The organism is Cellulomonas pakistanensis, assembly GCF_016862755.1.
Lineage (GTDB): Bacteria > Actinomycetota > Actinomycetes > Actinomycetales > Cellulomonadaceae > Cellulomonas > Cellulomonas pakistanensis.
Genome location: NZ_BONO01000016.1, coordinates 41,420 through 59,671 on the forward strand (window position 1 = coordinate 41,420; position 18,252 = coordinate 59,671).

At 76.7% G+C, this 18,252-nt stretch carries 16 protein-coding genes; 4 read left to right on the plus strand and 12 right to left on the minus strand.

What is annotated here, in order from left to right; all coding sequences use genetic code 11:
- Positions 1 to 106: 106 nt before the first annotated feature.
- Positions 107 to 883 carry a response regulator gene (locus Cpa01nite_RS11340; RefSeq protein WP_203668878.1) on the minus strand — a complete coding sequence of 259 codons (777 nt, stop codon included), beginning with the start codon at positions 881 to 883 and terminating at the stop codon, positions 107 to 109.
- A complete protein-coding gene (locus tag Cpa01nite_RS11345) occupies positions 880 to 3,567 on the minus strand; it encodes an ATP-binding protein (RefSeq protein ID WP_203668879.1) in 2,688 nt (895 codons plus the stop codon). The genes Cpa01nite_RS11340 and Cpa01nite_RS11345 overlap by 4 nt, the downstream gene beginning before the upstream one ends.
- A gap of 215 nt (positions 3,568 to 3,782) precedes the next feature.
- Here Cpa01nite_RS11345 and Cpa01nite_RS11350 point away from each other — a divergent pair, with 215 nt between their 5' ends.
- On the plus strand, positions 3,783 to 4,091 hold the full coding sequence (locus Cpa01nite_RS11350) for a toxin-antitoxin system YwqK family antitoxin (RefSeq protein ID WP_239068723.1): 309 nt from the start codon (positions 3,783 to 3,785) through the stop codon (positions 4,089 to 4,091).
- A 49-nt stretch (positions 4,092 to 4,140) separates the two neighbouring features.
- On the opposite strand, the gene Cpa01nite_RS11355 is transcribed toward Cpa01nite_RS11350, so the two are convergent.
- On the minus strand, positions 4,141 to 6,771 hold the full coding sequence (locus tag Cpa01nite_RS11355; protein ID WP_203668880.1) for a hypothetical protein: 2,631 nt from the start codon (positions 6,769 to 6,771) through the stop codon (positions 4,141 to 4,143).
- 332 nt (positions 6,772 to 7,103) lie between these two features.
- On the opposite strand from Cpa01nite_RS11355, the gene Cpa01nite_RS11360 reads away from it, so the two are divergent.
- The gene (locus Cpa01nite_RS11360; RefSeq protein ID WP_203668881.1) at positions 7,104 to 7,343 is read left to right on the plus strand and encodes a LuxR C-terminal-related transcriptional regulator; all 240 of its coding nucleotides are present in this window, start codon (positions 7,104 to 7,106) and stop codon (positions 7,341 to 7,343) included.
- 297 nt (positions 7,344 to 7,640) lie between these two features.
- Here Cpa01nite_RS11360 and Cpa01nite_RS11365 read toward each other — a convergent pair whose 3' ends face one another.
- The gene (locus tag Cpa01nite_RS11365; RefSeq protein WP_203668882.1) at positions 7,641 to 8,231 is read right to left on the minus strand and encodes a hypothetical protein; all 591 of its coding nucleotides are present in this window, start codon (positions 8,229 to 8,231) and stop codon (positions 7,641 to 7,643) included.
- Between the two features lie 313 nt (positions 8,232 to 8,544).
- On the opposite strand from Cpa01nite_RS11365, the gene Cpa01nite_RS11370 reads away from it, so the two are divergent.
- Together Cpa01nite_RS11370 and Cpa01nite_RS11375 are read left to right on the plus strand one after the other, a co-directional pair.
- A complete protein-coding gene (locus tag Cpa01nite_RS11370) occupies positions 8,545 to 9,030 on the plus strand; it encodes an Lsr2 family DNA-binding protein (protein WP_203668883.1) in 486 nt (161 codons plus the stop codon).
- A 25-nt stretch (positions 9,031 to 9,055) separates the two neighbouring features.
- The gene (locus Cpa01nite_RS11375) at positions 9,056 to 9,850 is read left to right on the plus strand and encodes a prepilin peptidase (RefSeq protein WP_203668884.1); all 795 of its coding nucleotides are present in this window, start codon (positions 9,056 to 9,058) and stop codon (positions 9,848 to 9,850) included.
- Positions 9,851 to 9,868: 18 nt separating this feature from the next.
- Here Cpa01nite_RS11375 and Cpa01nite_RS11380 read toward each other — a convergent pair whose 3' ends face one another.
- From Cpa01nite_RS11380 to Cpa01nite_RS11415, 8 genes are all read right to left on the minus strand, one after another.
- Positions 9,869 to 11,908 carry a hypothetical protein gene (locus Cpa01nite_RS11380; RefSeq protein ID WP_203668885.1) on the minus strand — a complete coding sequence of 680 codons (2,040 nt, stop codon included), beginning with the start codon at positions 11,906 to 11,908 and terminating at the stop codon, positions 9,869 to 9,871.
- 47 nt (positions 11,909 to 11,955) lie between these two features.
- On the minus strand, positions 11,956 to 12,582 hold the full coding sequence (locus Cpa01nite_RS11385; protein WP_203668886.1) for a PulJ/GspJ family protein: 627 nt from the start codon (positions 12,580 to 12,582) through the stop codon (positions 11,956 to 11,958).
- A gap of 89 nt (positions 12,583 to 12,671) precedes the next feature.
- Positions 12,672 to 14,546: a prepilin-type N-terminal cleavage/methylation domain-containing protein gene (locus Cpa01nite_RS11390; RefSeq protein WP_203668887.1), complete on the minus strand. Its 1,875-nt coding sequence runs from the start codon at positions 14,544 to 14,546 to the stop codon at positions 12,672 to 12,674.
- A complete protein-coding gene (locus Cpa01nite_RS11395) occupies positions 14,543 to 15,148 on the minus strand; it encodes a hypothetical protein (RefSeq protein ID WP_203668888.1) in 606 nt (201 codons plus the stop codon). Before Cpa01nite_RS11395 ends, Cpa01nite_RS11390 begins: the two co-directional genes overlap by 4 nt.
- Positions 15,145 to 15,888: a hypothetical protein gene (locus tag Cpa01nite_RS11400; RefSeq protein ID WP_203668889.1), complete on the minus strand. Its 744-nt coding sequence runs from the start codon at positions 15,886 to 15,888 to the stop codon at positions 15,145 to 15,147. The genes Cpa01nite_RS11395 and Cpa01nite_RS11400 overlap by 4 nt, the downstream gene beginning before the upstream one ends.
- A complete protein-coding gene (pilM, locus tag Cpa01nite_RS11405; protein ID WP_203668890.1) occupies positions 15,885 to 16,898 on the minus strand; it encodes a pilus assembly protein PilM in 1,014 nt (337 codons plus the stop codon). Before pilM ends, Cpa01nite_RS11400 begins: the two co-directional genes overlap by 4 nt.
- Before the next feature lie 123 nt (positions 16,899 to 17,021).
- Positions 17,022 to 17,540 carry a type IV pilin protein gene (locus tag Cpa01nite_RS18880; RefSeq protein ID WP_203668891.1) on the minus strand — a complete coding sequence of 173 codons (519 nt, stop codon included), beginning with the start codon at positions 17,538 to 17,540 and terminating at the stop codon, positions 17,022 to 17,024.
- Positions 17,541 to 17,672: 132 nt separating this feature from the next.
- Positions 17,673 to 18,248, minus strand: a complete 576-nt coding sequence (locus Cpa01nite_RS11415; protein ID WP_203668892.1) for a type IV pilin protein — start codon at positions 18,246 to 18,248, stop codon at positions 17,673 to 17,675.
- Positions 18,249 to 18,252 lie beyond the last annotated feature (4 nt).

Sequence of the window (18,252 nt, forward strand, 5' to 3'; positions counted from 1 at the left end):
CGCGTCAGGGGTCGGCGGTGGATACCAAGACGCACCGGCTCGCGCGACCTGGGTCAGCCCTCAGGAGGCCCGGTTCACCCGCCCGGGCCACCGGGCCGCGCCGGGATCACCCGATCGCGTCGCCGGGCACCGCGCCGCCCGCCGGCTCCCCTGGCGCCGCGCCCGCAGGATCCCCTGGCACCGCTCCGCCCGCCGGGTCGAACCGGTAGCCCATGCCGGGCTCGGTCAGCAGGAAGCGGGGCGCGGCGGGGTCGGGCTCGAGCTTCTTGCGCAGCTGCGACAGGTACAGCCGCAGGTACCCGGTGTCGGTGACGTGCTCCGAGCCCCAGATGTCCTGCAGCAGCGTCTGCCGCGTCACCAGCCGCCCGGCGTTGCGGACGAGGACCTCGAGGATCCGCCACTCGGTCGGGGTGAGCCGGACCGGCTCGGGCGGGCCGCCGTCCGCGCCCTCGCGCGTCACGGTCGTCGCCGTCAGGTCGACCGTGAGGTCCGCGATCCGGACCAACGGCTCCGCGTCCGGCCCGCCCGTCCCCCGCCGGGTCAGCGCCCGGATGCGAGCGAGCAGCTCGTCGACGCCGAACGGCTTGGTCACGTAGTCGTCGGCGCCCGCGTCGAGCGCCTCGACCTTGTCCGCGGAACCCGTACGGCCGGACAGGACGAGGATCGGGGCGCTCGTCCAGCCGCGCAGGCCCTGGATCACCTCGACGCCGTCCAGCCGCGGCATGCCGAGGTCGATCAGGTACAGGTCGGGCTTGTGCTCGATCGCCTGGTTGAGCGCGGCGGCGCCGTCGGTGGCGACGAGGACCTCGTACCCGCGGGCGCGCAGGGTGATCCGCAGCGCGCGCAGGATCTGGGGGTCGTCGTCGGCGACGAGGATCTTCACGGCGTCGGCTCCTGGTCCGCTCCGGGCGCGGCGCCGGTCTGGCGCAGCGCGATCACCATGGTCAGGCCGCCGCCGGGGGTGTCCTCGGGGTCGAGCGTGCCGCCCATCCCCTCGGCGAACCCCCGGGACAGCGCGAGCCCCAGACCCAGACCGGTGGCGTTGTCCGTGTCGCCGAGCCGCTGGAACGGCACGAACAGGTCCGCGCGCCGCTCCGCCGGCACGCCGGGCCCGTGGTCGACGACCCGCACCTCGACCCGGTCGGCGAACGCGCTGGTGCGGACCCGGACGGCCACCCCCGGCGGGCTGGCGTGCACGGCGTTGGCCAGCACGTTGACCAGCACACGGCGCAGCAGCGCGGGGTCGGCCAGCACGGGCGGGAGGTCGGGGTCGAGCTCGAGCCGCACGTCCTCCGGCCCGAGGCGCAGCTCGTCCAGCGCGGGAAGGATCACGTCGTCCACGTCGGTCGGCCGCACCGCGACGCCCAGCACCCCGGCCTGGAGGCGGCTGACGTCGAGCAGGTCCGTGACCAGGGCGGTGAGGGTCGCGAGGGACTCCTCGGCGGTGGCCAGCAGCTCGTCCCGGTCGGCGGGCGACCAGTCGACGTCCCGCGCGCGGAGGCTGCCGACCGCGGTGGTCGCGGCCGTGAGCGGGCGCCGCAGGTCGTGGCTGACCGCGGACAGCAGCGCGCTGCGCACCTGGTCGGTCTCGCGCAGCGGTCCGATGGCGTCGGCGGTCCGGCTGAGGCGCAGGTGCTCGAGCGCGGCGGCGACCTGGGCCACCACGACGCCGAGCAGGCGGTTGCCGGCGCCGTCGACGTCGGGGACGGTGGCGCCGCGGTCCGGCGCACGGCCCGACGCCGGCGCGGGGTCCGGCGCACGGCCGTCGCGGGCGGACGCGGTGCCGGCGTGGGCGGACGCGGTGCCGGCGCGGGCGGACGCGGTGCCGGTGCGGGCGGGCCCGGTGCCGGCGTGGGCGGACGTGGTGCCGGTGCGGGCGACGGCGCCGCGGTCGAGGTCCAGCACCGTGCGCTCGTCGACGGCGACGTGCGGCGACCCGGCGCGCACGACGCCGGACTCGGCGAGCACCTCCTCGCCGCTGCGCAGCCGGACGCCGGCGAGCCCGAACGCCTCGCGGGTCCGCTCGATGAGCGCCCCGAGCGCGTCCTGCCCGCGCAGCACGCCGCCGGCGACGGTGGACAGGAGGTCCGACTCGGCGCGCGCCCGCTGGGCGGCCCGGGTCCGGCGGGCGGCGACGTCGACGACGGCGCTGACCAGGGCGCCGTTGACCACGTAGAGGGCGAGCGCCAGGGCGTGGACCGGCTCGCTCACCGTGACCGTGCCGGTCGGCGCGACGAACAGGTAGTTCAGCGTCAACCCGGACAGCAGCGCGGTGAGCAGCGCGGGCCACAGGCCGCCGACCAGGGCGATCACCACGACGAGCAGCTGGTAGGCGAGCACGTCGCTCGCCAGCGCGTCCTCGGTGCGAGCCGCGACCAGCCACCAGGTCAGCAGCGGCCCGAGCACGACCGACAGGGCGAACCCCAGCATCCGGCGCCGGAGGGTGAGCGCGCCGGTCGCGCGGGGCAGCGGCAGGCGCGCACCGGCGGCGGCCGCGTGGTTGACGAGGTGCACGTCGATCGGGCCGGCCAGCCGGATGACGGTCGCACCGATGCCCGGCCCGGTGAGCGCGGCCGTCAGCCGTCCGCGGCGGCTCAGCCCGATCACGAGCTGCGTCGCGTCCCGCCCGCGCGCGAACTCGACCAGTGCGGTCGGTACGTCCTCGCCGACGACCTGGTGGTAGGTGCCGCCGAGCTGCTCGGCCAGCGCCGCCTGGGCCGCGAGCGCCCCCGGGTCGGAGTCGCGCAGGCCGGTCCGGGCGCTCACGTGCACCGCGAGCAGCTCGCCGCCGGCGGATCGCGCGGCGATGCGCGCGCCGCGGCGGAGCAGCGTCTCCCCCTCCGGGCCGCCGGGCAGCGCGACCACGACCCGCTCCCGCGCCTCCCACGGTGCGTCGATCGCGTGCTCGGCGCGGTACGAGCGCAGCGCGGCGTCGACCTCGTCGGCGAGCCAGCGCAGCGCCAGCTCCCGCAGGGCCGTGAGGTTGCCGAGGCGGAAGTAGTTCGACAGCGCGGCGTCGACGCGCTCGGCCGGGTAGACGTCACCGCCCGCGAGCCGGTCCCGCAGCGCCTGCGGGGCGAGGTCGACGAGCTCGATCTGGTCCGCCGCCCGCAGCACCGCGTCGGGCACCGTCTCGCGCTGCGGGATGCCGGTGACCGTCCGGACGACGTCGGTCAGCGACGCGATGTGCTGGATGTTGACGGTGGTGACGACGTCGATGCCGGCGTCGAGCAGGTCCGCGACGTCCTGCCAGCGGTGCTCGTGGCGCGAGCCGGGCGCGTTGGTGTGGGCGTACTCGTCGACGAGGGCGACGCCGGGACGCCGCGCGAGGACCGCGGCCAGGTCCATCTCGGACAGCGCGACGCCGCCGTGCTCGACCCGGGCGCGCGGGACCACCTCGAGGTCGTCGACGAGCGCGGCGGTGGCGGCGCGGCCGTGCGTCTCGACGACGGCGACGACGACGTCCCGGCCGTCGCGCCGCAGGTCGCGGCCCGCCTCGAGCATCGTGTAGGTCTTGCCGACGCCGGGCGCGGCGCCGAGCAGGACGCGCAGCCGTCCCCGGCTCATGCGGTCACCCCTCCGGGTCGGTCGAGGGCGGGCTCCGGGCCGCCGCGCGACGGCCGCGGGCGGTACCCGGAGTGCGCCACGTCCCGCTCGGGATCGTAGCGCCGGCGCGGGCGGTGACCTGCGTCCGGGTGGGGTGCGCACCGAGCGCGGCCGGGGGTGAACCGGGCGCGGCCGGGGTCTGGGCAGCGGGCCGCCGCCGCGGGAGGATGTCGGCCATGTCGCCGCACCCCGACGCCGCGCCCCCGGCCGAGCACGAGCCCGCACCGCCGCCGCCCGCCGGCCCGCTGCCGCCCGCCGACGAGCTGCCGGTGCACGAGGAGCGCCACCGGGACGGGAGCCTGCGCGCCCGCGGCCCGCTGCTCGGCGACGACCCGCACGGGTACTGGGAGTGGTACCGGCTGGACGGCTCGATCATGCGGTCGGGCTCCTTCGACCGGGGGGTGCAGGTCGGCGCGTGGACGACGTACGACCGCGCCGGGCGGCCGTACAAGGTGACGCAGATGGACCGACCTGCGGCGTCGTGAGGCGGAGCACCGCGGCGCGCTGCGGGGTCGCGAACCGCGGCGCGCCCCCTCACGCGACCGGCCAGGCCGCGTCGTCGTCCTCCGCCGCGTCGAGGGCGCGCCGCAGCCGCGCCCGGTGGGCGACCACCCCGACCCCCGCGACGACCAGCACCAGGGCCGCGCCGCTGAGCAGGGCGCCGTCCGCACCCGTGACGGCGAGCGGCTGCTCGGGCTCCGGCGCGGGCGCCTGCGGCTCGGGCGCCGCGACGGTCAGCGTCTCGGCCGGGTCGCCGCACGTGCCGGCGGACAGCGGCGTCCCGTCCGCGGCCGTCGTCCGCTCCACGAACCCGTAGGTCCCGGGCGCGGTCGTCGGGTACCGGCCCGTGACGTACTCGCCCGCGCCCCGCCCGAGCGGGATCGGCTCGGAGGTCCAGACCGGGTCCGCGCAGACGAGCTCCTCGCCCTCCGGCGTGTGGAACAGGTCGACGACCGTCGTGGCGCCCGCGGGGACGGTCCCGCTGACGACGACCACGTCCCACAGGTCGTCGCCGACCACCGGCTCGCCCTCCCCGACCGCAGCCGCCCCGCCGTCCACGCCGGCGCCCGCCCGGGCCTCGGTCCGCACCGCGAGGTCCGGCGTGACGAGCGTCGTCTCGTACGGCAGACCGCAGGTGCCGGTGTGCCGGACGGTGCCGTCCTCGGCGAGGAGCGTCTCGACCCAGGACACGGCCCCGGCCCGGTCGGGGGCGGGCGCCGGCCCGGAGTCGTACAGCCCGGCCCCGGCGACCGGCACCGCGTCCGACGTCCACAGCAGCGCGTCCTCGTCGCACACGGGGTCGGCGTCCGGGTCCTGCGGGCCGTACGCCCGGAACACCAGGTGGTCGCCCGGGTCGGTGGCGCCGGTGACCAGCGCGACGTCGTGCATGCTGCCGCCCGTGGTGGTCGTCGCCCGGGCGCGCGTCACGACCGACGGCGGGACGACGACCTCGGGCGGGCCCGGTACGTAGAAGGCCTCGCGCGGGTCGTCGAACGGGCTGACGAACGCGTCCACCCGGTCGTCCCCCGCGAACGCGTAGACGAACACGAAGTAGTCGCCGCCCGGGTGGGTCGCCCGGGCCGGGGCGACGACGGGGTGCGCGTCGTCGTACCCGACGTCGAACGAGCCGTTGACCGCGGCGACCGTGTCGGTCCAGTGCACCGGCGTGCCCTCGGGGACCTCGGCGGTCGTCGGCAGCGCGGCCAGCGGCCCGTAGACGGTGACGGTCGCCTCGCCGAGGTCGGCCGCCCAGTCGCCGAGCCCGCCGAACCCGCCGTGGTCGTCGGGGTACCCGGTGACGGTGATCCGGTCGAAGGCGCGCCCGCCGGGGACCACGTTGAACTCGCGGGTCTGCGACTCGTGCGCCAGGTCGAACCGGTTCACCGCCGTCTCGACCTGCTCGAACCACGGCGCCGCGAAGTCCTCGCGCACGTACTCGGCGAACGGACCGGCGTCCGCCCGGCGGATCGTCACGACGGCGGTGTAGAACCCGTTGCCGGTGGCGCGCACGGCGCCCGTGGTCGCGGTGGTCCCGGGGCCGCGCGCTACCACGCGCTCGACCCCCGCGACCGGTGCTCCCGCAGGCGCCGCCGCCGCCTGGGGCTGCGGGCTGTCGTACGGCCCGTACCAGGTGACGTCCGCCGGCAGCGCCACCGGGACGCCGTCGAGCTCGACCCACGTGTCGCCGGGCGCCGCGGTGAACGTCACGACGTCGACGAGCGGGTCGCCGTCGGCCACCACGGTGTCGCGCACGCTGGTCGTCGCGCGCGGGCGGAAGTCCTTCACCACCTCGAACGGCTCGCCGGGGACGGTGATCTCCGCGATGTCGTGCGCGGGCCGGTTGCCGTAGGTGAGCTGGTCCTGCCGGTTCGACGGCAGCTCGACGACGGTCACGGTGGTGCGCGGCGCGTCCGGGAACACGATCGAGTACCCCACGGTGCCGTTGCCCGTGGCGGTCCAGGCGAGCGCGACCGGCGAGCCCGCGGTCGTCCCGGTGTACGTGCGGGTCCCCGAGGCGTCGAGGACCGCGGGCCCGGTCAGCGTCACGGTGAACGACGCGCCGACGACCGGCCTCCCGGCCGCCGACCGGAGCTCGATCCCGCGGATCTCCCCCGTCCGGCCGCCCGACCCGGACACGGTCCCGGCGGCACCCGCCCACGGGCCCGCCTCGGCGGCCGCCTCCGCCATGATCTGCGCCGCGCGGTCCTTCACGGCCTGCGGCGTGGCGTCGGCCAGCAGCACCTTGACCGCGGCGACGTCGCCGCCCGCGACGAACCCCGGCCGCTCGTGCCGCTGGTGGATCTCGTACCCGAGGGCGGCCTGCGTGAGGTCGTCGGTCGCCCACCGGTGCCGGGCGAGCGCGGCGCCGAGCTGCGGGTCGTCGACGTGCGCGAGACCCTGCGGCGCGTCCGCGGCGCCGGACGCGGCGACCCGCGCCTGGACGCAGTACCCGTGCTCGTCCGACCCGGCGGTCCCCTCCAACGGGCCGAGCTGGACGGGTCCGTACCCGGCGGGTGTGATGCTGATGCCGGCCGCGGGCGCCGCCGCGACCGCCCGGGCCGGGTCCGGGAGGAGCAGCAGGGCGGTCGCCGACGCCGCGGCGAGGAGCGCCGCCAGCAGCGCCGAGGTGGCGCGGCGGGCATGCCAAGATGGCCGTGCGTGCATGTCAGGTCTCCTGAGGATCTGTCGAGCGGGCACGAGGGGTCCGGTGTGCCAGCACCGGGCCTCTCCCCGGGACGGACGGGCGAGCGCGGCTGAGTGCCCGACCCTAGCCAGGCCCTTGAGGCCGCTGACCAGCCCCGCTCGGCCGCCTGTGGACGCCCGCCCGCGCGCCGGCCCCGCCACGCCGCGCGTCCACCGCGCGTCCGCCGCGCGTCCGCCGCCTGGGTGCTGCCACCCAGGCCCGACCCGCGCCGCTCGCGATGCGCTCACGCGCCCCCGGCCGCGACCGATCGTCTCGGTATCCGCGCACGCCGACCCACGACAGGGACGCCCCCATGCACACCACCGACCTCAGCCCGACCGACGCCGCGAGCGAGGTCGTCGACCTGCTGAGCCCGCGCGAGCTCGTCGTGCTCGCGGAGCTCACGAGCGACGACTCGCTCGAGGACATCGCGCGCCGCCAGTTCGTCTCCCGCAACACCGTGAAGTCCCAGGTCCGGTCGATCTACCGCAAGATCGGCGCGTCGACCCGGGACGAGGCGGTCGCCTGGGCGCGGTCCGCCGGCCTCTGCTGAGCACACCCGGCGCCCACCGCCGGCGCGCCCCCGCACGCCTCGGCGCACTCGCGACCACGTCGGGCACGGCGCCCGGCGGGGTGGAGGTGGTGGCGCGTGACCGTGTTCTGGCCGGCCCTGGTCGTCGGCGTCCTCGCGGTTCTCGGCGGCGTCGCGCTGCTCCGGCACCGTGAGGAGGTCGCGCGGTTCGACGCCGACCTCCAGCGGCAGACCTTCGGCGACGGCGCGGCCGCCGAGCAGCCCGGACCGCCGGCCACGGCCCGACCGTGGCTCGCCCACCCGGGCCGCGCCTCGGGGTCAGCCCTCCGCGAGCACCCAGCCCGGCTCGACCGAGCCCGCCGGCAGCGCGACCTCGCCCCACTCGCCGACCGCCACGGTCAGGTCCGCGTCCGGCGCCGTGGCGTCCGGCAGCGCGACCACCGACGTGGCCGGCACGTAGTCCATCGTGCACGGGCCGTCCCCGGGCTCGGCGAACGTCACGCGCACGACGCCGTCGCCGTCCGCCGAGGCCTCCGGGTCGGCGACCTGCGGGCAGGTGCTGGACCCCCAGGTGACGACGTAGAGCAGGGTGTCGTCCGACGTCCGCGCGGCGCCGGCGGCGGCGTCCACCGGCGGCGCGTCCAGCCCGTCGGGCAGCCCGACCACCGACGACCCGGCGACGAGCTCGAGCGTCCCGGTCGGCGCCGGCGTGGGCGTGGCGGGCTCGGTCGTGGGGTCCCCGCTCGTGCCGGGGTCCGCCGAGGCGCACGCGGCGAGCAGCGCGACGGCCCCGAGGGCGGCGGCGCCGCGCAGCGCGCGACGGGAGGTCGGGGCGGGCGCCACGGACGAGGCGGGCACCGCGGCTGCGCCGGCCGCGGCGGGGTCGTGGGTCGTCGGTCGAGTGGGCATGGGGTGCTCCGATGTCCGGCTGCTGGTGACGTGCGGCCCCGCGCTGCGGCTGTCGCCCGCGACCGCACCTCGAGGTTAGCGCCGCCGCTCCGCAGGAGGCCGGGACCACGTGCGGGACCGCCTGCGGCGCCGCGGATCCGCAGCCGTCCGCCGTCTCCGTCGATCCGCCGCTTTCGCGTAGGTGCTCACGCGATTCGAGGGGATCTGGGGGGCGAGTACTCATGAATCAGCACGCGAATCGCGCACGAGCGGGCCCGCAACCCGCCCGCCCCGGTCCGCGCGCGGCACGTACCGACGCACCCGGAGCACACGGATGACCCGATCAGACGAACCCGGCGATCCCCCGCCCGCGTCCGACGGGTGGAGCACGTGGCCGGACGACGCGGGCTGCGGTCCGCCGGTCGAGGAGCCCGACCCCGTCGCCGCCCCGGCGGCGCACCCGGAGCCCGCCTCCGTCCCCGACCCCGCGGCCGTGCAGGCCGCGCTCGACACCCTCGCGCGCTGGATCCGGGCCGGGCGGACGATCATCTGCCCGGGCGAGCCCGGCGGCGATCCCCCCGCGAGCGCAGACCGCGGTGACCCGAGCGGGCCCGGATCGCCGGACGTCGCGGGCACCGCGCCCGACCCCGAGCCCGCCGCGCCCGCGCCCGAGACCGCCGCCGACCTCGACCTCGTCCCACGCGCCGAGCCCGCCGCCGTCCGGATCTGGGCGCGCGAGCACGGCTTCCGCGTCGCCGAGCGCGGGCGCCTCCCGGTCGCGGTGGTGCACGCCTACGTCGCCTCGCACCGCGCGGGCTGACCACGACCCCGTCCCGAGGAGCCCCGTGCCCCCCACCGCCGCCCTCGCCCTCGCCGCCGCCGTCCTCGGCCTGGCGATCGGCTCGTTCCTCAACGTCGTCATCTGGCGGGTCCCGCGCGGCGGGTCCGTCACCGGCCCGCCGTCGGAGTGCCCGGCGTGCGGCGCGCGCATCCGGCCGCGGGACAACGTCCCGGTCGTGTCCTGGCTCCTGCTCCGAGCACGGTGCCGGGACTGCGCAGCCCCGATCAGCGCCCGGTACCCGCTGGTCGAGGCGGGCACAGCCGCGCTGTTCGCCGCCGCTGCCGCGTTGGTCGGCCCGTCGTGGGCGCTGCCGGCCGTGCTGTACCTCGCGGCCGTGGCGGTCGCCCTGGCGCTCATCGACGTGGACGTGCACCGACTGCCCGACGTCATCGTGCTGCCCTCGTACCCCGTGCTCGCGGTGCTGCTCGCCCTCGCGGCGTGGAACCCCGGCGGCACGTCCGACTGGGGCGCGCTGCTGCGGGCCGGGGTCGCCGGCGTGGCGCTGCTGACGTTCTACCTCGCCGCGGCCCTGGCGTACCCGGCGGGCATGGGCCTCGGCGACGTGAAGCTGGCGGGAGTGCTCGGCCTGGTGCTCGGCTGGTTCGGCTGGGACGCGCTCGTGGTGGGCGGGTTCGCGGCGTTCCTGCTGGGCGGCGTGTACGCGGCGGTGCTGGTCGTCCTGGGGCGCGCGGGTCGCGGGTCGGGCATCCCGTTCGGCCCGTGGATGCTCGCCGGCGCGTTCGTCGGGATCGCCGTCGGTGACCCGGTCGGTGCCTGGTACGTCGGTCTGCTCGGCTGACCTCCCGGACGCCCGTGCTCAGCCGGCCCTCAGCTCCGACACCGCCCGCACCTGCCAGGCCGTGCCCAGCAGCGGGGCGAGGTACGGCGGCACCGCGCTCGCCAGGGCGGGGTCGTGCACGATCGTCGGGTAGCCGGCCCCGTCCCCCGTGGCCGCCGCGGGACCCAGCGCGCCCGCGTACCGCTGCGCGAGCGAGCCGTGCACGACGACGTCGAACGCGCCGGCCGCCCCGCCGTGGTGCTGCACGCGGAGGGTGCCGGAGAGCGCCTGGACGACGGCCTGCACCTGCACACCCGGGCCCGCCGCGGGGTCGGGGTGGGGCGCACCCGTCGCCTGGTCGCTGTACCGGTGCGGCCACGAGTCGAACCAGCTGCCCACGCGGCTCTCCGTGTCGTCCGCCGGCGCGCGCACGGGGGCCTCGCCGATCGTCAACCCGAAGTCCCACCGCGCGTCGGCGGCGTCCGTGCCCTCCCCGGCGAGGTCCGCCAGCACGGGGTGCATCACCTCGACGTCCCGGCCCGCCACGACGCCCAGCAGGCACTCGGTGCCCACCTCGCCGCACGCGTCGCCCGGCCCCGCGCCGGTGCGCAGCACGTCGCCCGTGACCACCACGGACTCCTGCGCCACGAACGTGACCCCGCCTCCGCCGTCGTCCGCACCGGGCGAGAACTGCCCCTCCACGTAGAGGTTCCCGTACCGCGCCCACTTGGTCGTGCGGGTCTGCTCGGGGTCGACCGCACCGGTCAGCCAGTCGCCCCCGGGCGCCAGCGCGGGGTCGGGCGTCGACCCGTAGGCCCCGATCGGCAGCCGTCCGTAGCGGTCGTCACCGCCGACCTGCTGGTCGACCGTGTCCAGCGGCGTGTCGACCGCCCACGACCCGGCGGCCGTCGCGTACTCCAGCGGCGTGGTCCAGACCACGACCGCGAGCCCGTCGGGCACGCCCACCGACCCCGTCCCGCAGGTCGGCAGCACCCCGTCGGGCCCGGGGACCGCGACGGTGGCCCCGCGCGCGGCGGCGGCCGCGGTGCCCGGGGACCACACGCGCATGGACTTGCCCTCGCCGACGATGCGCGTCGCGCCGTAGTAGTGGCAGCCCGGTACGTCCGCGTACAGCGTCGCGATCCCGTGGGGCAGGCCCGACCACGACCGTCGCACCGGCGCCCAGCCGCCCAGCAGCTCGTCGACCCGCCCGGCCGCCGCGTCGCCCCCGGCGTCCGTGCCGACGCACCCCGCCCACGAGCCCGTGTCGTCGTCCTCAGGGCCGCAGCGCTGGTCCGCCGTGGCGTACTCGCCGTCGACCAGGGCGGCGTCGGCCCCCGGGCCCGCCTCGGCGCCCAGCACGAGCCGGTCCTGGGTCAGCACGGCACCGGTGATCGAGTCGCCGGGCGCCAGCACGCCCACGTTGGGGCACTCGTCGGTGCGGTCCGCGGCCCGCAGGACCGCGCCGGCGCCGCAGCCGTCGGGCAGGTCCGTCGCTTGGCCGAGCGCGCGCCGGCCCTCGGCCCACGTCGTCGGCTCGACGAGGTCCGTCTCCTGGTGGAGCGCGTAGTCCGCGGTGGACTCGCGGGCGAACCGCACCTCGAGGACCCGCTCGACGGAGCCCGCGCGCCCGGTCACGGTCAGGGTCAGCGAGCTCGCCCACAGGTCGTCGAGCTCGGCGGGCGCGGTCGTCACCTCGTAGTGGTACGCGGGCGACGTCGCCGGGTCGTCCCCGTCGGCCACCGGCGCCCAGCCGGTCTCCCCCGCCGGCCACGGGCAGGCGTGGGGCAGCACGCCCGGGTCCTGCCCGACCTGCGCGGGATCGCCGCAGTCGACGTCGAGCCAGGAGGTCGGGTCCGCGAGCAGCCGCTGCTCGTAGTCGGCGGCCCCCGCCTCCGCGGCCGCGCCCGCCTGCGCCCAGTGCAGGTGCCGAGCAGCGGGTCGGACGGCGTTCGAGGCGTAGACGGACGTCACCATCACGAGCGCCGTCAGCGCGAGGAACGTGAACAGGACGCTGACGGCGGACAGCCCGGCGTCGCGCTGCCCGTGGTCGCCCGCCCGGGCACGTCGTCGTCGCATCGAGGTCCTCCTCCGGGGTCCGAGGCCGGGTGCGGGCGCCGCGCCGGTCACCGCACCAGCCCGTAGGGCACGACCCGCGCCGCGAACCGGGTGGGCGCGCCGCCGGTCGACGGGTCCTGCTGCACGACGAGGGCGACCTCGACGGCGCGCACGCGGTGCGGCTCGTCGGTCACGGCGCCCTCGGCGTCGAGGTACGTGAAGAGCGGCTCCGTGCCGTCGTTCCGGACCGCGCGCGCGAGCACGAGGGTCCGCACCCGCCCGTCGCACGCCGGCGAGCCGTCGTCGTCCGCGCAGTAGGTGTCCCGGGTGCCCTCGACCGGCCGACGCACCGTCTGCGAGAGCACCCCGTCCGCGAGCACGAGCTCCACCCGGGACGGGCCCGCGGCACCACCCGGGTCGTCGAGGTCCGCGTACAGGACCATCGTGCCCGGCCCGGCCTCCGCGAACGCGGCTCGCTCCCGGCCGCCGAGCGTCGTCGGCACCGCGGCCCGCGTCACCGCGCGGTCGATCTGCTCGAGGGCGTAGCTGCCCTCCGCGGTGTCGTCGACCCGGTCCCGGGCCGCGCCGTCCGAGCGGTGGATCCCCGCGGTCAGCGTCGCGACGCCCATCAGGATGATGCCGAACACCGTCATCGCGACGACCAGCTCGGTGAGGGTGACGCCGGCGTCCGGCACCCCGGCGCCCCACGCCCGGGTCCCGGGCCGGCGACCCGCGGGGTGCCGGCGTCGAGCCGCCCACCCGCGCCGGGCCGCGCACCTGCGACTCATCCCGCACCGCCGTCCACGACGGTCACGACGCCGTCCGCGTCCCGCACCGCGACGACCCCGCCGTCGACGGACAGCAGGAGGTCCACCGTCCGTCCGGGCTCCAGCGTGACCGGGACCAGGGCGCCGGGTCGGGGGCCGACCCAGACCACGTAGTCCGCGGGCCACAGAGCGCGCAGCGTGAACTCCCGCGGACCCTCGAACAGCGACACCGTGGCCACACCCGAGATCGCGATGCCCTCGGCGCCGATCACCACGGCCCGGTACCACCGGGCGTGGTCCTGCGCCGTGAGCTCCGGCGTCTCCCACGTCCACAGGTCGGCGTCGACCGCGAGGTCGTCCCAGGTGAGCCCGGAGTCCGACGAGCTCTGCCAGAGCACGTACTGCGCCGGTGCGCCCTCTGCCGACGCCTCGAACGTCACCCGGTCGCCGACCGACGCGGTGGCGTCCACCGGTGACATGGTGATCACCGGCAGCGCCGGCTGCGGCGCCGGCTCCTCCTCTTCGGCCGGGAGCACCCGGACGCGCGCCGTGGCGGAGACCGCGTGACCGACTCCGTTCGACACCACGGCACGCACGGACAGGACGCCACGGTCCGTGATCCCACCGGGCAGCTCGGTCCCCGGCGGGACCTGCACGCTCGTCATCTCCTCGCCGGAGTCCAGGTCGTGCCACGTGTAACCGCCGTCGCCCGAGACCTGCCAGAGCACGTGCAGCGGCCCGTCCCCGGTGGCCGCGATCTCGAAGACCGCGGGCTCCGTCCCCTGCACCTCCTGGTCGACGGGGTGCAGCGTGATCGTCACCGACGAGGGCGTCACCACCGGGGCGCCGCCCGCCGTCCACCACAGCCCGTCCGCCGCCAGGTCCCGGTGCCGCGCCGGGTACCGCCAGGCGGTCCGGGAACGGTCGTCGGGCACCACCACGTCGACCGCCTCGGCGGTGCTGCGGACCTGCTCGGCGTCGTGGGCCCGCCCGTCCGCCGCCACCAGCGACACGCTGACGCCGTCCGTGTCGCTGCCGGCCAGCGGGTTCCGGGCCCCGTCCAGCAGGACGAACCGCAGCGTCGCCTCGCGCCGGACCTCGACCGCGGCCGACCGCACCTCCCCGGGACCGACGCGGCCGAGCGGCACCGTCCCGGTGCTGAACCGCCAGTCGGCGGTGACGTACTGCGCCGAGGCCGCCGTGGCGTCCCCCGTGTCCACCGCGTACCAGTGGGACGGTGCCGGGTCCGCGGCCGGGTCCACCTCGAACACGGCGCAGCCGTCGGTGCCGGTGGTCGCCGTCCCGGCCAGGCCCGGGGGCGCCCCGGCGCTGACCGCCGAGAGCAGCGCGACCTCCAGGCCGGCGACGGGCTGCTGGTCGTCGTGCACCCGCACCGCGACAAACGACCGCTCGGTCAGCGGTTCGCGCTGCTCGACACGCACCGGGGACCTCGCCGTCGGCCACGACACCTCGACGCGCACCTCCGCCAGCGCGGCGGGTGTCGCGACCGCGGAGAGCGGGTCGCCGCACACCGGGCCCCCCTCCGGACGGACGACCGTCGCCGTCCGGCGCACCTCGTACGGCACGCCGCCGACGTCGACCGTGGACGTGTCGACGAGGAACGTCGGGTCGATCGGCACGGCCGCCGGGCCGGCGGCTCCGGCCGGGGGGCGCGCCGCGAGCGCCCGCGCCTCCGCCACCGAGCCCGCCGCGAGCTGGGACGCCGTCACCCGCCGCTGCGTCTCGACCGTCATCCGGAACGTCCCCATGACGAACGTGAGGAGCGACGCGGCGAAGATGCCGAACAGCGTCGTGGCGACGACGGACTCGACGAGGGTGAAGCCCGCGTCGCGTGAGCGCCGCCACCGGGCGAGGCGGGTCCCTCGCGTCACGGCGAGGCCTCGTCGTCGGGGTCGGCCACCTCGTCGGCGGGCGCGTCGGGGGACGGGACCGCGTCGGCGTCGATCAGGACGAAGGTGTAGCCCGTGGCGGTCATGCTCTGGTCCGCGCCGGGGTTGCTCCACGCGGTGACCAGGAGCAGCCGGTCGTCCATCGACTGCAGGTCGCTCAGGTACTGCATCTTCTGCTCGAAGGTGCCGTCGACCGACAGGTTCACCTCCACCTGGTAGAGACGGCCGCCGCCGACGTCGCTCGCCGTCGGCTCCGCCCGGGACACCGAGGTCACGACCGCACCCGAGCGCGCCGAGAGGTCGGCGAGCCGCTGCACGAACGACTCGAGCTCGAGCGACGTCGGGAAGTGCCGCCGGAGCCCGGCCAGCTCCGCCTCCAGCGCCGGCTGGTCCTCCCGGTCGGCCGCGAGCCGCACGATCTCGCGGCGTCGGTCCTCGTTCGTCTCCTCGGTGCGGTCCGCCGCTGCGTCGGCCTCGCGCGTCTCGTCCAGCATCGGGGAGAGCGCGAGGAACCAGCACCCGGCCGCGAGCAGCAGCGCGACGGCGACGGTCGCCACCCACCAGAGCCTGCGCGTGCTCGTCACGCCGCCTCCTCCTCCTGCTCGGGCCGGCCGGCCTCCGCGCCGGCCTCGCCCGGGCTCTCGACGTAGCGCTGCGAGCGTCGCGACGCGTCGATCTGGACCGTGCCGGACACCTTGTGGGTGCCGAGCTGCTCGTCCCGCTCGACGGAGGTGAACGTGGCGCCGAACAGTCCGTCCATCGCGTCGAACACGGTGAGCAGCTCACCGCTCTGCTGGAGCGTCGGCACGTGGACGACCCAGGTGATCGTGCCGATCGCGAACCCGGGGTCGAACGGGTCGTCGTCGGCCTGGTCCAGGTAGTCCGACTCGAAGGTGATGCTGATCGATCCGCTCTCGAGCAGGGCCCAGGACGGCATGCGGTCCTGGACGTGCCGCACGAGGTCGGCCCAGAGCACCTCGTTGCGCATCCCGTCCGCGATCGCGGACCGCACCGCGGTGATGTCCGAGCGCAGGCTCACGAGATCCGCGTAGCCGTTGATCTGGGCGGCGAGCGCATCGGACTCGGCCTGCACCGCGGTCTCGCGCGACTGCGCCGACGAGCGGGCGCTCATCCCCCATGCGAGGGCCGCCACGAGGGCCAGCACCACCGCGAGGAGCAGGACGACGCACCGGAGGCGCACCGCTCGCAGGGCGCGCCGGTTCCGCACCACGTCCGGGAGCAGGTCCACGACCGGCGTCGCGACCTGCGACCCGGTGTCGCGCTCGGCCTTCGGAGCGCGCTCCCGCGCACGCAGCGGGCTCACGCGGCACCACCGCCGGAAGCCAGCCCCGCGGCGACGGCCCACACCGGGAGGGAGCCCTCGCAGGCCCTCGCAGCCCTGCCCTCCACCGCGAACACCCCGTCGGGCCGCGGCAGCGAGACCGGGACGCGCGCGAAGGACGCGAGGTACTGGCCGAGCCCGGGCAGACCGGCCCCGCGGCCGGTCAGCAGTACAGCTTCCACGGGGCGGTTGCCGCCCTGCGCGTGGAACGCCAGCGTCTCCGCCACGATCGTGGCCATCCGCTCGGCGTGGGCCGCGACCACCGGGGCGAGGTCGCCGTGCAGCACGCGCTCGTCACGCAGCGCCTGCTCGGCCGCGTCGACGTCCACCCCGAGCAGGCGGGCGAGCTCGGCGACCAGCGCGGTCCCGGCGACGCCGCCGAACCGGACCAGCTGCGGGACGCCGTGCTCGGCCACCACGATCTGCACCCCGTCCGCTCCCACGTCCACGACGGCGGTCACGGCGTGCTCGCCACCCCGCGGGACCACGGCGCGCACCAGCGCGAACGCCGCGAGGTCGACACCGACGACGCGCAGCCCGGCCTGCTCGACCGCCTCGACGGCCGCGGCGGTGGCGGCGTCCGGCACCGCGACCAGCAGGCCCTCGACCCGCTCCCCGTCGCCCCGCACCGGGTAGAAGTCGAGGACGCAGTCGGCCACCGGCACGGGCAGGCTCTCCTGCACCAGGAACGGCAGCGACGCGCGCATCTGCTCGCGGGAGGCCGCCGGCATCGTCACGGGCCGGACGATCGTGTGCTCCCCGGCCACGCCGAGCACGGCCTCGCGCGCGCGCACGCCGGCTGTCCGGCACGCGCGTCGCACCGCCGCCGCCACCCGACGGGGGTCGAGCACCTGCGCGCGCTCGACCGCGGCGGGCGGGAGCGGCTGCTCGCCGAACCGCAGCAGCCGCGGCCGCTTCCCGGGTGCGCCGTCGACCTCGGCGACCCGGACCGCCGTGCGGCCCAGGTCGACGCCGATGCGTCGGTTGGTCACGTGTGGTCCCTTCTGCTCTCTGCGGCCGTCGCCCGTCCCGGGAGCGATGCTCCGGGGACGGGCGACGGTGCGGCGGTGCACCGCGGGTCCGAGGCGATCGCCCCGGCGATCAGGACGACACGGTCACGAGCACGTGCCCGTCTCCAGTCCGCGCTGCGCGGAGTACCGGTAGTCCTTCTCCTTGCCCGCGTCGGTGCGGACGTTCACGCACCAGTTGTGCTGGTTGACCGGGTCCGAGTCCCCCGGGTAAGGCACGAGAGCCACGGCCGTGGTCTCGTCAGCCACGGCAGCACCCGCCCCGGTCAGGAGCTTCACGGAGGTGGACACGCCTCCCAGCGGCTCTGCCCCGCTGGCGGAGCCCGTGGAGCTGACCCAGTAGGTCGTCGGGTCGCCGGTCACGGGATCGAAGTTCATGCCGACGCGGATCCGGGTCGGGTCTGCCGTCACGAGCTGGGTCTGGATCTCCCGGCCGATGCCGGACACGTCCGACTGCGCGGCCGAGTCCCGGGCGCGGGCCTGCTGGTTGATGTACAGCGGGACCGCGACCGCGGCCAGGATCCCGATGATGACGATGACGACCAGCAGCTCGGTGAGGGTGAAGCCGGTGTCGTCGTCGCGCACTCGCCTCAGGCGTGCACACATGTGTCTGTCCTCCAGTGTCGATTCGAGGTGTTTCCCGGTGAGGTCGCGGCCGGTACCGCTCCCTCGTCCGTCGCCGCGCACGAGCACCGGGGCGGGCGGCTGACGACGGGACATCTGCGTCGCTGGTCGCGATCAGTACGCGCCGCAGCGCCCGTCCTCGAGGCCGCGCATCGCCGAGTAGCGCCAGACGCCCCAGGTCGGTTTTCCGTTGTCCACGGAGACGTGCACGCACCAGTTGCGTTCGGTCAGGTCGGTGGCCGCCGGGTTCACGGGGTCGTGCACGACCAGCGGAAAGCCCGTCCAGGTGCCGTCGGGCGCGGTGAGGAACGAGTCGCCCTTGTACTGCGCCGAACCGTTCGCCTGGGCGAGGAACACGTGCGCCGAGACGCGTCCGAGGCCCTCCCAGGTGCCGGAGGCACCACTCCCCGTCGAGATCGTGTAGAGCCGTCCGGAGGTACCAGCGGCGCCGAGCAGCCCGTAGCCGACCCGGATGGCGCTGACGTCCTCCGTGACCAGCTGCGCCTGGACCTCGCGGCCGAGCCCGGAGACGTCCGACTGCGCCGCGGAGTCGCGCGCCCTCGACTGCTGGTTGAGGTACAGCGGCACCGCGACCGCGGCCAGGATCCCGATGATCACGATGACGACCAGCAATTCCGTCAGCGTGAAGCCGTCGTCGCGCCGGCCGGTGCGCCGTCGCATTGTCTTCATTTTC